Annotated in this window: 9 protein-coding genes; 5 read left to right on the plus strand and 4 right to left on the minus strand. The window is 44.4% G+C overall.

Features of this window, described 5'->3' with window-relative positions; genetic code table 11:
• Positions 1-687: 687 nt before the first annotated feature.
• Together IM509_RS08850 and IM509_RS08855 are read right to left on the minus strand one after the other, a co-directional pair.
• Positions 688-2,112, minus strand: coding sequence for an ammonium transporter (locus tag IM509_RS08850; RefSeq protein ID WP_185237405.1), 1,425 nt, complete (start codon positions 2,110-2,112; stop codon positions 688-690).
• 175 nt (positions 2,113-2,287) lie between these two features.
• Complete coding sequence (locus tag IM509_RS08855) at positions 2,288-3,724, minus strand: ammonium transporter (protein ID WP_052276589.1); 1,437 nt, start codon at positions 3,722-3,724, stop codon at positions 2,288-2,290.
• A gap of 400 nt (positions 3,725-4,124) precedes the next feature.
• Between IM509_RS08855 and ribD the strand changes: the two genes are divergently transcribed.
• The 4 genes from ribD to IM509_RS08875 all read left to right on the plus strand — a co-directional run bounded on the left by ribD (position 4,125) and on the right by IM509_RS08875 (position 10,038).
• The gene (gene ribD, locus IM509_RS08860) at positions 4,125-5,222 is read left to right on the plus strand and encodes a bifunctional diaminohydroxyphosphoribosylaminopyrimidine deaminase/5-amino-6-(5-phosphoribosylamino)uracil reductase RibD (RefSeq protein ID WP_072926053.1); all 1,098 of its coding nucleotides are present in this window, start codon (positions 4,125-4,127) and stop codon (positions 5,220-5,222) included.
• A 238-nt stretch (positions 5,223-5,460) separates the two neighbouring features.
• A complete protein-coding gene (gene htpG / locus IM509_RS08865; protein WP_072926061.1) occupies positions 5,461-7,434 on the plus strand; it encodes a molecular chaperone HtpG in 1,974 nt (657 codons plus the stop codon).
• A gap of 345 nt (positions 7,435-7,779) precedes the next feature.
• Entirely contained in the window at positions 7,780-9,282 is a 1,503-nt protein-coding gene (locus IM509_RS08870; protein ID WP_072926051.1) for a DEAD/DEAH box helicase, read from the plus strand.
• Positions 9,283-9,687: 405 nt separating this feature from the next.
• Complete coding sequence (locus IM509_RS08875) at positions 9,688-10,038, plus strand: 4a-hydroxytetrahydrobiopterin dehydratase (protein WP_002744294.1); 351 nt, start codon at positions 9,688-9,690, stop codon at positions 10,036-10,038.
• Here IM509_RS08875 and IM509_RS08880 read toward each other — a convergent pair.
• The gene (locus IM509_RS08880) at positions 10,035-10,913 is read right to left on the minus strand and encodes an NAD(P)-dependent oxidoreductase (protein WP_185237406.1); all 879 of its coding nucleotides are present in this window, start codon (positions 10,911-10,913) and stop codon (positions 10,035-10,037) included. The two genes, IM509_RS08875 and IM509_RS08880, sit on opposite strands and share 4 nt — an antisense overlap.
• Before the next feature lie 172 nt (positions 10,914-11,085).
• On the minus strand, positions 11,086-13,026 hold the full coding sequence (locus IM509_RS08885) for a BRCT domain-containing protein (RefSeq protein ID WP_185237407.1): 1,941 nt from the start codon (positions 13,024-13,026) through the stop codon (positions 11,086-11,088).
• A 464-nt stretch (positions 13,027-13,490) separates the two neighbouring features.
• On the opposite strand from IM509_RS08885, the gene IM509_RS08890 reads away from it, so the two are divergent.
• On the plus strand, positions 13,491-13,866 hold a 376-nt coding region (locus IM509_RS08890; RefSeq protein ID WP_272079502.1), incomplete at its 3' end, for a DUF3782 domain-containing protein.

Consider the following 13,866-nt stretch of genomic DNA (forward strand, 5'->3'; position numbering starts at 1 on the left):
AAAGTTTTTCCTGGGGGTAGGAGTCAGTAGCCGGTCGTCAGGAGTCGGTCGTTTCAGGCTTTGTTGCCCTTGTTTTTTGTACCAAGCGATGTACCACAAGAAGGATAATGCAAGGTTTTTGAAAGTCCCAATCCTATTTTCTTGCACTAACATCGGACTTTAACAGGTCAAAAGCCTTATTTTAAAAGGGTTTTACCATTATTCAGCAAGCCCTAATTAGCATCGGAATAAGTAGTCATGCAAAATTAATTACCTGCCCGATCGAGCTAAAACCCTTACGGGGCAATGATCGTCATGTGTAAATAATTTTGCCTAGGTACTTACTAGGAGAATATATCGGTAGAATTTACGAGGAAGTTAAAGGCAGACCCACCTATACAATTGCTGAGTTAGCTGGCTTACAAATTTCTTGATTCTTGTCAGTAAGAATCGGTAATTTTTTGCTGTTTTGCCCATCTGGATCAAACTTGATCCGCCTTGGCGATCGCTAATCATTAAGCCTTGGCGGAGAGTTTCTCGGTCTCGGAGAATCTTCGTACAATAACGATCGAGCATTCTTTGCCAGCGACGGACAGGATCACAATCCCCGGTGACAGAGACGAGACGACCAAAAACGGAATTTTTTAGCCCAGTTTCACAGAGACGAAATTTCGCCTCTGTTGGCTGGATCGATAGCTGATTAAATCGCTAATAATTTTCTTGCGGATTTGTGGCGGGAGGATTTTCTTGGTAGGAAAAGCTGCTACCAAACTCGAATTCCTGTCCGTAGGCTTCCTCTCCGTGTTCAGGAACATCTAACCCTTCTGCTTCCGTATTCGGTTTAACCCGCAGCTCCATAAATAGACTGAGAATTTTCAGGATAACAAAAGTACCCACGGCAGCAAAGATATAAGTAGCGGCAACGCCAACAAATTGCGTCCACAGTAACCCCGCATTCCCAAAAAATAAACCATCATTTCCAGCTGAATTAACCGATTTTGTGGCAAAAAGCCCCGTAAGCAGCGCCCCTATTGTCCCGCCGACACCATGGACAGGATAGGTATCCAAAGAATCATCAAAGCGCAATTTTGCCCGCAGACTAACCGCAAAAAAACAGGTAAGGGCAGTGATCGAACCAATGAGAATCGCCCCAATCGGCAGCACATAACCGGCAGCGGGAGTAATACCCACTAATCCCCCTAAAAATCCACTAGCAATACCGATCGCCGTCGGTTTACCCCGTAAAATCCATTCTATAAGCATCCATGTCAAACCACCGGCCGAAGCGGCGATACTGGTATTAACAAAAGCTGTCGTGGCCAGGGAACTAGAGGAAAGCGCACTACCACCATTAAAACCAAACCAACCGAACCAGAGTAAACCGATACCTAGGAGAACAAAAGGCACATTATGGGGTGCATAGGTTTGGACACCAAAACTACGCCGCGGACCGATCATCCAGGCGGCCACCAGTGCGGAAATCCCGGAACTAATGTGAACAACGGTTCCACCAGCGAAATCCAGCGCCCCAGTGGCTGCCAACCAACCCTTACCCCAAACCCAGTGAGCTAGGGGAGAATAGATAAAGGTCGACCAAAGCAGTAAAAACCAAAAATAGGCTTTAAAGTTGACCCGTTCCACGATCGCCCCCGAAATTAAAGCCGGGGTGATGATGGCGAACATCATTTGATAGACCATAAACACTTGATGGGGAACGGTGGGTGCATAACCGATATCGTCAGGTGCGGCGGCGGTGACACCGTTGAGAAAAATCCAATCTAGTCCCCCGATAAAAGCTTCAATTCCCTCGCCAAAACCACTTTTACCCAGGGTGACATCGAAAGCGAGACTATAACCCCAAAGCACCCAAGTTACACCGATGACGCCCATGGCCACCAAACTCATCATCATGGTGTTGAGGACGTTACGGGAACGTACTAAACCCCCATAAAAAAAAGCCAGTCCGGGGGTCATTAATAAAACTAAAGCTGAGGAGATCAGCATCCAAGCTGTATCTCCAGCACTAATCGGATTGGGGGGAGCGGCGGCGACGGTTTCCGCAAAAACTGGGGCAACTCCGCAATTGAATCCCAGTCCCAGCAAAAGTATGGTTATTCCTATGATCTTTTTCATTGACGGTTGGTGGTTAGTAGCAAGATTAATTTTTTCTGTCCGGAAACAGACAAAAAACCGAAAGAGAAAAGGTTTAGAAGGTAATTGTAGCCACCGATCGCATTGGGGCGAGGCCTTCTTCCTTTTCTCTTTAACTTTGTCGGGGATAGATTAATCTATCTTGACAAGGTTCACCTTAACGAGCGCTAGGCGTTTCCATGTCAACACTGGAAGCATAATAGCCACCGGCAACGATATCGGACTCCTTGACGAAACCGCTATAGGCTTCCATCCCGTGTTCACCCACATCCAAACCTTCTAATTCTTCTTCGGGAGTAACACGAATACCGAGGGTAGCCTTGAGGATTGTCCAAACAATACCACTAACAATCAGGGTAAATGCCCCTACTGCCACAATTCCGATAATTTGGTTAATAAACAGTTGGAATTGACCGGTGATTAAACCCGCATCTTTGTTGAAGATACCCACGGCTAAGGTTCCAAACACACCACAGACGAGGTGAACGGAAGTCGCACCCACCGGGTCATCAATTTTCAGGTTATCGAAGAAAGCCACCGAGTAAACCACGACCACACCGGCAATTAAACCGATAATTAAGGCCGACCAATAGGATACACCATCACAACCGGCGGTAACGGCTACTAAACCAGCCAGAATACCGTTAATAATCATTGAAAGGTCGGGTTTACCATCTTTCGCCCATGCGGTCAAGGTAGCGGCAATGCCACCTGCAGCCCCGGCGAGGTTAGTGGTGACAGCGATATAGGGTACAGTTTCATTAACTGCCAAAGTAGAGCCGGGGTTAAAACCGAACCAGCCAATCCAGAGAATTAAACAACCCAGGGTCGCGATACTCATGTTATGGCCGGGTAAGGCACTGGTGCGACCGTTGATGTATTTACCCATTCTCGGGCCGAGAATTGCCGCCCCGGTTAAAGCAGACCAACCACCCACCGAGTGAACCACCGTCGAACCGGCGAAGTCTTTAAAACCAAGGTCAGCTAACCAACCGCCACCCCAAACCCAGTGACCAGTGATCGGGTACATGATACCGACGATAATTAAGCTAAAAACGAGGAAATCGACGAATTTAATCCGTTCTGCCACCGCCCCAGATACAATGGTTGCCGCCGTTCCCGCGAAAGCTACTTGGAACAGGAAGAACACCGAGGTGGGCAAAGAGGCAGGCATAACGTAGGTGGCGGGATCGCTACTGCTAAGGAACCAGCCTCCTGTACCGAAAAATTCGTTACTGACAGACCCAAACATCAGGGAGAAACCGATCGCCCAAAATGATATGGTGGAGAGGGCGAAAACGATCAGGTTTTTGGCCAGAACGTTAACGGCGTTTTTCTGACGACAGAATCCCGTTTCTAGCATCGCAAAACCCGCATTCATAAAGATCACGAGGATGGCGGCAATTAAAACCCAGATTGTATTAAGGGCGTTTTGGACATCTTCGGGGGTTAGGGGTTTCGCATCTTGGGCCTGTACGGCTGTGTTCCAAACCACGAAAATAATCGCGGACAAAGGAACACAGGCTAACCAGACAGGGTTAATTTTCGGTAACAAACCGACAAGTTCCCCAGATTTTCGAGCAATTCGTTTCATCGTTAATTCATTTACTTTTTTGAGTTAGTAGGTCGATTCATTACTGTTGAAAATAATTACCGAGCAATTATGTCCGTTCAAACGCTAAATCCTAGGAACAGAGGTCAATCATTTCAGAAGACCAAACACCTAGGGATTTATCTTGAGGTGTGAGTAGTCAATGTTTTTTGATCTTTGTTTTTTTTTATTTGAGATTTCTGTATCCTCTGATACGTTTCACTTTAAAATAACAATAGTAGATAAGTTATCAGTTATCAGATGTGAGTTTTCAGTTCACTGATTACTGTTTACTGGACGGCTACGCCGTGCCTTTGGCAACACTGAAAAAAGCTTCCCACTGATCACTGATTACTGTTTACTGATCACTGATCAAGTCTCCCCTCCTTTGGAGAAATCAACCATGGCCCAGGCAACGGAATTCGATCGCAAAATGATGCAAAGATGTCTAACCCTTGCTAGGCAAGCCTTGGGGCGGACTTCTCCTAATCCTTTGGTGGGTTCTGTGATCGTTCAAGAGGGGACAATTATCGGCGAAGGTTTTCACCCAGGGGCCGGACAACCCCATGCAGAAGTTTTCGCCCTGAGACAGGCGGCAGAAAAAGCCCGTGGTGCCACTTTATACGTCAATCTCGAACCCTGTAACCACTATGGACGTACTCCACCCTGTAGCGAGGCAATTGTGCAAGCAGGCATTAAAAAAGTGGTGGTAGGGATGATCGATCCTAATCCCCTGGTGGCGGGGAAAGGCATTCAAAGATTAGCATCGGCAGGCATCGAGACGCTGGTGGGGGTGGAGGAGTCCGAATGTCGTCAACTCAATCAGGGTTTTATCCATCGCATCACCGCTAAAAAACCCTTCGGTATCCTCAAATATGCCATGACTCTCGATGGCAAAATTGCCGCTACTAGCGGTCATAGCGCTTGGATTACTAGCCCCGCTTCTCGCCAAATAGTCCATCAACTGCGATCGGCCTGTGATGCGATTATCGTCGGCGGTAGCACTGTCCGTCAAGATAATCCCCACCTCACCACTCACGGCCTCTCCGATCATAATCCCCTGCGCGTGGTCATGACTCGATCGCTCGATTTACCCCCCTCCGCCCATCTTTGGGATACCAGTCAATTTCCCACCCTTGTTTATACACAAATTGATGCTAATGTCAAGCTTAAGCAACAATTATTAACAAAAGGCGTGGAAGTGATCGAACTAACCGAGGTGACACCCACTTTAGTGATGGAAAATCTTGCTCAGAGGGGATTTTGTCAGGTTTTGTGGGAGTGCGGCGGCGGTTTAAGCGCAGCTGCGATCGCTGAGGGCATGGTACAAAAAATTATCGCTTTTATTGCGCCCAAAATCATCGGGGGAATCAAGGCACCTACTGCCGTGGGTGATTTAGGTTTCCAGTTAATGAGCCAAGCTTTACAGTTAGAAAATGTCACGGTTAATTATCTCAATCCCGATATTTTGATTGAGGGATATCTGCAAAGTGAAAAGTAGAGCTACTGCAATTCTGGCTCAATCGGCAAATCTCAACCAACCGCTTGTAAAAGTCAAAAAGTCATCAATAAACCCGATTTTTGCGCTCGAGTTCCAGAAATCGCCCTGCTGCCGTCAACTCCCTTTATCGGTACGGTTATCCCCCTAGAGGAAGTTGGGCAATCGCTCTGTGATCAGTGCTGCCATTATCGAGCAAAATAAAAAAGTTAGAATAGTCAAGCCCTTAGTGATTGAACGTATGACGGTACTCGAAAAAGGTAATATCACGATTCATACCGAGAATATCTTCCCTATTATCAAAAAATCCCTCTACACTGACCATGAAATTTTTCTGCGGGAATTGATATCCAATAGTGTTGATGCCATCTCGAAATTAAAAATGGCTTCCTTAGCAGGAGAAGCGAGAGGAGAAGTCCCCGAACCAGAAATTAATCTCGCCATCGATAAAGAAAATCGTACCCTATCAATTACCGATAATGGTATCGGGATGACAGGGGAAGAAATCAAGAAATATATTAACCAAGTTGCCTTTTCCAGTGCGGAAGAATTTATCAATAAATACCAAAAATCAGCCAACGATTTAATCGGTCATTTTGGCCTAGGTTTTTATTCGGCTTTTATGGTGGCTAAAAAGGTAGAAATTGATACTCTTTCCTATCAAGAAGGTGCTACCCCTGTCCATTGGTCTTGTGATGGTTCTCCCGAGTTTGAATTAACCGATTCTTCCCGCAGCCAAATCGGCACCACTATCACCCTAACTTTAATGGATGAGGAAGGGGAATATTTAGAACCTGCCCGCATTCGCCAGTTAGTCAAAACCTACTCAGATTTTATGCCCGTTCCCATTAAAATTGATGGGGAAGTGATTAATCAACAACGGGCTTTATGGAAAGAATCTCCTCAAAATCTGACGAAAGAAGACTACCTAGAATTCTATCGTTATCTCTATCCTTTCCAAGAAGAACCTTTACTCTGGGTACATCTGAATACCGATTATCCTTTCTTGCTCAATGGCATTCTTTATTTTCCCAAACTCAGACCGGATGTGGATGTCTCAAAAGGACAATTAAAGTTATTCTGTAATCAGGTTTTTGTTAGCGATCATTGCGAGGAAATTATTCCCGATTTCCTGATACCCTTGCGAGGAGTCATCGATAGTCCAGATATTCCTTTAAATGTGTCTCGAAGTGCTTTAACCAAAGATCGCACCGTTCGCCGTATTGCCGATTTTATTGCCAAAAAAATTGCTGATCGCCTCAAATCTCTCTACAATGAAGACGCAAAAGAATATATTCGTTGTTGGGGAGATGTGGGAACTTTTATTAAATTTGGTTCCTTAAAAGAGGATAAATTTAAGCAGCAGGTAGAAGATATTTTAATCTATCGCACTACCTACAAACCCCCAGAAACTGCCGTACAAGTGGAAGTGCAAACCGCCGAAGGTGACGCATGGCAAGAAGCAACGGCGAAAACTCCCCTAGAAGCGATCGAACAGGAAGGTTATACTACTCTCAAAGCCTACCTGGAACGCCATAAAGAACGCCACGAAAATCGAGTTTTTTACTGTACCGATCCTCGTAGCCAATCCACCTACGTTGAACTCTACAAAAATCAAGGTTTAGAAATCCTTTTCTTTGATTCTTTCATCGACACTAATTACTTTATTCCTTTCCTAGAAAGAGAATACTCCGATGTGAAATTCACCCGGGTTGATTCTGAATTAGACTCGACGCTGCTCGAACAGGATCAAGCTAGTGAAATTATCGATCCCGCCAGTAATAAAACCCGGGCTGAATTAATCAAAGAAATCTTCGCCAAAGCTCTCGATAATTCTCGCATCAATATCAAAACTGAAGCCTTGAAATCTGATGATCCCCAAGCTACTCCCCCGGCAATTGTCTTACTTCCAGAAGCGATGCGACGCTTACAGGAAATGACGGCAATGATGCAACAAAAAGCTATGGCTTTCCCCGAAGAACATATTCTGATGATTAATACTAATCATCCCCTAATTCAACAGATTGTCCAGATTAGTCAGGGAAGTATTGTTACTGGTAGCGGCGAATCTCCATCGGCGCAATTAGCGAAAATGCTCTGTCAGCACGTTTATGATTTAGCTTTAATCGCTCAAAAAGGATTTGATGCCGAGGGAATGCAAGCTTTTGTGGAACGTTCCAATCGCGTTCTGACTAAGCTAACCGAAAAGATTTAATCTATTGCCAAACTTTAGCTGTTTCGATATGCTGAGAGTGTGTTAATTCACACTCTATTTTTTTAACCTGATCAATATGATCTAGCGATAAGCTATCTTGCCGCCGTCAGCCTTGAATAAGTTATCAGTTATCAGATGTAAGTTTTCAGTTCACTTATACTGTTTACTGTTTACTGTTTACTGTTTACTGATAACTGATAACTGATAAGTAGGGAGGCACAATTATTTGTAGGATGGGTTAGCGGTAGCGTAACATGAGCGGGCGTTGGGTTTCATGCTTCAACCCAACCTACGTTCTGTTTACTGATAACTGATAACTGATAACTGATAACTGATAACTGAAAAATGCGCTTACCCACCCTCAAATATGAGCGAGGAACCTTAATTCTCCATCCACCACCAAAGGGGAAAAAATGGCTAGATTTTGCCACTTGGGATGATCGTATCGAAAGATTTCGCATTTTGGCCATTCATTATCGTCCTCTCGTGGAAACTCTACAGGAGGAGGGCATTAACTTCCAAGATGAAGCAAAAGCTTTTAACAATTTAGAATTAATTGCCAGTTTTGAACGGGAACCCTACCCCCACCAAACGGAAGCGTTAATCGCTTGGAAAAAATCCCAGAGAAGGGGTGTTATCGTCCTTCCCACCGCTGCCGGTAAAACCTATCTTGCCCAATTAGCTCTACAATCGACTCCCCGCAGTACCTTAATTATCGTGCCGACTATTGATTTAATGCACCAGTGGTATGCCCAGATGTTGGCGGCTTTTCCCGATGCCGAGGTGGGATTATTAGGGGGAGGTTCTAAGGATAATAGTGCTATTTTAATCGCCACCTATCAAAGTGCGGCAATTTATTCAGAAACTCTTGGCAATCGTTACGCTTTTTTGATTTTTGATGAATGTCATCATTTACCATCGGATTTCTTTCGGAAAATAGCGGAAGATTCGATCGCACCCTATCGTTTAGGTTTAACAGCAACACCGGATCGCGGTGATGGTAGTCATCAAGATTTAGATTATCTTATCGGTGCAATTGTTTATCAAAAAAGTCCCCAAGACTTGTCAGGAAAAGCCCTAGCCAATCATGAAATAATTCAAATTAAAGTGAAACTATCTGCTAAAGAACAGGAAAAATATCAAGAAGCAATTAAAATTCGCAATGATTTTTTAAGAAGAAATAATCTCAGTTTGGCTGATTTAAATGGTTGGCAAAATTTTGTCATGATTAGTGCCAGAAGTAGCGAAGGGCGCCGGGCGATGTTAGCGCACCGGGAGTCGAAGGAAATATCCTCCGGAACCCAGGGAAAATTGCGGGTTTTAGCCGAGTTAATCTGTGAACACTATCCGGAGCCAATTTTAATTTTTACCAACGATAATGCCACAGTTTACGGCATTTCCGAGAGCTTTTTAATACCTGCCATAACCCATCAAACTCCTGTGAAAGAACGCCATGAAATCCTGACCCGTTTTCGTCAGGGAGAATACAAAATTCTGGTGACTTCCCATGTTCTTAATGAAGGGGTTGATGTGCCGGAAGCACGCATCGCGATTATTTTATCGGGAACCGGTTCCACGAGGGAATATATTCAGCGTTTAGGACGGGTTTTAAGAAAAGGCCAACAAGAGGATAAACGGGCGATTTTGTATGAAGTGATAGCCGAAAATACGACAGAGGAAAAAACCTCCCAACGACGACGGGGAGAGCATAAAAATAAAACTAGCTATAAAACCGGTAATCAACAATTGGAATTATTGCCTTCTCCTCCGAAAAAATCTTTTTCTTTCCCGAAAGCTGCCGAATCTTCTACCCCTTGGGTGAGTTCTCCAGAGTCAGAGGAAGAATAAAAAATTTCTCTGGGGGATTTTCCTCTATAATAAAGGTAAGTAGGTAGGTGTTAAAAGTTGTCAGATACCCCCCTTATCAAGCTATCCATTAGTCGGATCTTTCTTAACATTTCAAACCTTTGTAGCACAAGGCTTTCAAGACTCGGTTAACAATTTGTAATATTCCTTGTTGACACCCTTACTGACAAAGAAAAAACTGAAATCAAGTCAGGATAAGGGTTGGAGTGCTTACTGCAAAAATTGTTAAGAAAGATCCCTATAAGGGATAGCTTATCAAGGGGGGCAGGGGGGATCCCCCCGCCTATCGGCACCCCCCTTATCAAGGGGGGCAGGGGGGATCAGAGGCAAAATCTATCTTCAATTTAATTATAACTACTTACTTAAAAAATCTGGATTGATACCCCTATGACCGAACTTGCTCAACAAAAATGTCAACCTTATCAATCGGGTTCTTCTCCTATCACTGCCGAGGAAATTACCGCTTTACAGGCTAAAATTCCCGATTGGAATCTCTTAGAATACGAGGGTATTCCCCGTCTGCAAAAACTCTATAAATTTGCCAATTTTCAAGGGGCAATTGCCTTTACTAATGCCGTGGGAGAAGCGGCGGAAAAAGAAGGCCATCACCCAGCTTTATTGACAGAATGGGGTAAAGTTACCGTTTCTTGGTGGACCCATGACGTGGGGGGATTACATCAAAATGATTTCATCATGGCTGCCCGTACCGATGATATTTATCGCCAACAAAATGCTTAATCGTAGGCACGAATCATCGCTTGGGTTCCCTGTTTAATGCCCTTGCCTTCGTCCAATTCCGCTACTACTTTAAATAGAGTTTCCGCTAAATCTGTCCCGGGCAGAATTTCCCCGGCTGTCTGGGCAGTTTCTTTGACTAATCGCAAATCTTTCAAAATATGTTCAATCATAAAAGCCGGCTGTAAATCTTGGGCGAGGATTTTTGGTCCCAAATTTTCCAACGCCCAAGAACCTGCCGCCCCCGTTTTACAGACTTCTATGACTAAATTGGGGTCTAATCCTTGAATTTTTGCCATTTTTAGAGCCTCACACAGTGCCACCATGTGAACCGCCCCCAAGACTTGATTACAGAGTTTTACCGCTTGTCCGTTGCCAATTTCGCCACACCAGCGAATAGTTTTGCCCATGGCTTGAAAACAGGGCAAACAAGTCTGAAAATCCGCTTCTTTCCCCCCCACCATAATGGTTAAAGTGCCGTTTTTCGCCCCAATATCGCCCCCAGAAACGGGAGCATCGAGAAAACGGAGATTATTTTCCTCTAGCTTTTTACCAATCATCCTAGCGGCTTGAGAGCCAATGGTACTCATATCCACCACCAGAGTTCCCACCGCTGCCGATTCCACGACACCCCCCGGTCCCAAAATTACCGCTTCCACGTCAGGCACATCCCCGACGCAGGTAAAGACAATCTCGGCATCCCTGACGGCGGCGGCAATACTAGAACAAATGTTCGCACCCGATGCCCCGGCAATGGTTATCCCCGGCGCCTCTGGGGTACGATTCCAAGCATTGACAGCAAAACCCTGACGGACAAGATTAGTCGTCATCGGCGCTCCCATTACTCCTAATCCTAAAAAGGCAATTTTTTGACTCATAATTTTGGTAATCAAGGGAATTATAAATTATGAATTGTGAATTATGAATTATAAATTATGAAGTGGGAATTATGAAGTGGGAAGTTTTTTCAGTAAACAGTAAACAGTGAACTGAAACCTGATAACTGAAACCTGATAACTGATAACTGATAACTGATAACTGATAACTGTTTTAGGATTCTACCATTTGCAGAAATTGGGCTTCTGAAAGGGTTTTAATGCCTAATTTTTGAGCCTTTTTGAGTTTCTCACCGGGAGCTTTACCGAGGAGAACATAATCGGTGTTCGCACTGGGGGAACCGGTAACAGTACCACCGACATTAATAATCAATGATTTCGCTTTCTCGCGACTGATTTTGCTGAAGGTTCCTAGTATAACTAGGCTTTTTCCCCTTAGGGGATTTTCGGCGGATTCTTGACTCGTCTGGACTATCTTTGCTGCGGGTTGCACTTCTAAACTTGTATCCGCAACCGGGATTTTTTCTGATGCCACCACAGGAGTCGCCTTGGCAACCACTGGGGAAGTTTCCGGTTCTTCTACTACCGGAGTTTCCTCGGCAATCACCGGGGGAGTTTCCGGTTCTTCTACTACCGGAGTCTCGCTAATAATTGCTTCTGGTTCATTAGTGGTAATGGGGGCAGTTTGTCGAGAGAAATCGTCTCTTTCTTGTTCTAGGTTTTGAATTTGAACCTCTAAAGCGGTGATTTCTTGTTGCTTAGTTGTTAACTCACTCTCAAGCTTAATTTTTTCCTTGTCTAAAGCTTTAGCCGCCGTTTTTTGGACTTCTAAATCTTGAGTTAGTTGGCGATTTTGTTGGCTTAATTCCTCGATATGACGGGAAGTTGTGGCTTCTAATTGGTCTTTTTCAGCACTTAATTGATGTAGTTGAATCTCTAAATTAGCAATATTTTCCCGATAGGTTTCTAACTGTTGGGGTAACTGGGTTAATTCCTGTAATTGCCCTTCTAAATCAGCAATTTTTGCCTGAGAATCGGCCAATTGTTGCGGTAATTGGGTTAATTCCTGTAATTGCCCTTCTAAATCAGCAATTTTTGCCTGAGAATCAGCCAATTGTTGGGGTAACTGGGTTAATTCCTGTAATTGCCCTTCTAAATCAGCAATTTTTTCGGCAGCAGTGGTTAATTCTGCCGATAATTCCCCTTTCCGGGCTGCTAAAGCTTGTAACTCCAGTTTAGCTGCTTCGAGATGAGCGCCGAGACTGTCCTTTTCGGCGGTTATGGCTGTCACTTGAGCGACGGTTTCTTGGAGTTTTATAGTTAAATTGTCGCATTCTTGCCCTAAAGAGAGCGATCGAGTTTGACTTGCGGCTAAATCTTCGCTGAGAGACTTTTTTTGCTGCTCTAACCCGCTAATTTGACCCTGTAAGCTGGCTATTTCTTGCTGTCCTTGCTCATACTGTTCTGTTTGGTCAGCCAGATTCTGTTCTAAGGTTTGAATTTGACCTTGCCAGATGGGAATTTTAGCGGCTAAATCGCTTAATTCTTGGTTTTTATGCTCTAAATCGGCCACTTTCGCCCTTAATTCCTCGGCTTTTTCTAGCTCTTGCTGTAAGAGAGCTTTATCCTGTTCTAGGGTCTGAATTTGACTATAGAGAGAGGTGGTCTGTTTTTTAGTCAAATCAAATTGACGGTTAATTTCACCTTTTTGCTGCTCTAAAGTTTGAATTTGTGCTTCTAGGCTAATAATTTGGGCTTTTTCTCGCTCTAATTGCTCCATCAAACCAGCTTTCTCCGCTTCTATTTCCTTAGCGGTGGTTTTCAGGTGTTCAATTTCACCCTCACCTATCTGGATAGCTTGCTGGAGGGACTGGAGAGAATTTTCTAAATCCGTAGCTTTGTGCTGTAATTGGGCGGAATGTTGTTCTATGTGAATTATTTTGGCGTGCAGCTGCTGATTTTCATCTTTTAAGTCTGATTGCGCCACATCTAAACCCTTGACTTGAGCCAACAAATCTGAGTTACTTTGCTGTAATTGCGCTTGTGCGGCTAAAAGGGCAGTATTTTTGCTGACGAGACCAGAGCGCGACCAGAGGAATAGTCCTCCGAAAACAGCACTTAAACCTAATCCTTCATAAATTAATTCGTTGAGCATATCTACCCTCCTAGACAAGCGAAAAACAGTCACCTAACCGAACTGATGCGGCAATTTTGGTTATAGACCTACATCTCTACTTATATCAGTTACGGGGTACATTCGGGGGAAGGGGGGAAAAGTCACTTCTTTCACCCTGCTGTAAAAAGTGATTTAGCTATTTGCGTCATGCTAATTTGTACCTGATCCCATTCTTGGGTGATTTCCAGGTTGATTTCTTCCCGATGATCAAAATAGTAGTTCATGGCCGCAGGGGCTATAGTTGATAATTATCCATTGTCAATTGCCTATTATCCATTGACCGCGATCGCCTTTTGACCTTTGACCCCTTCCCCTTGAACTGCGATCGCTGATTAGTTGATAGTCAATAATTGATTGAAAAAACACGGATGAGAAGCTAGGGATTTTTTCTGGGCCAAGTCGTTAGAATGGGACTAGACTTCTCAAGCTTGAAGAATCTTCCTATGTCAGACGCTGTAACGATCGCCGATATTTACAAGTTATTTGAAAGAACTGAGTCCCAATTTGCCGAGTTTCAAAAGGAAGCTGATCGCCGCAGAGAGGAAGCTAATCGCACGATGGAAGAATTAAAAAAACAGGTACAAGAAACGACCAAAGCGGTTAATAACCTAACAACACGCTGGGGCAGATTCGTTGAAGAAATGGTAGAGCCTGCGGTCGTGGGTTTATTTCAGAAATGGGGCATTGATGTCACCCAAACGATGAGTCGCTTGAAAAGTAAGCGTCCTGGGGCGGCAATGGAGATTGATATTGTGGCGGTGAATGGGAGCGAGTTGGTGGCTGTGGAATGTAAATCTCGACTGTCGAGGGATGATGTAG

This window comes from Microcystis sp. M31BS1, assembly GCF_020245285.1.
Taxonomy (GTDB): domain Bacteria; phylum Cyanobacteriota; class Cyanobacteriia; order Cyanobacteriales; family Microcystaceae; genus Microcystis; species Microcystis panniformis.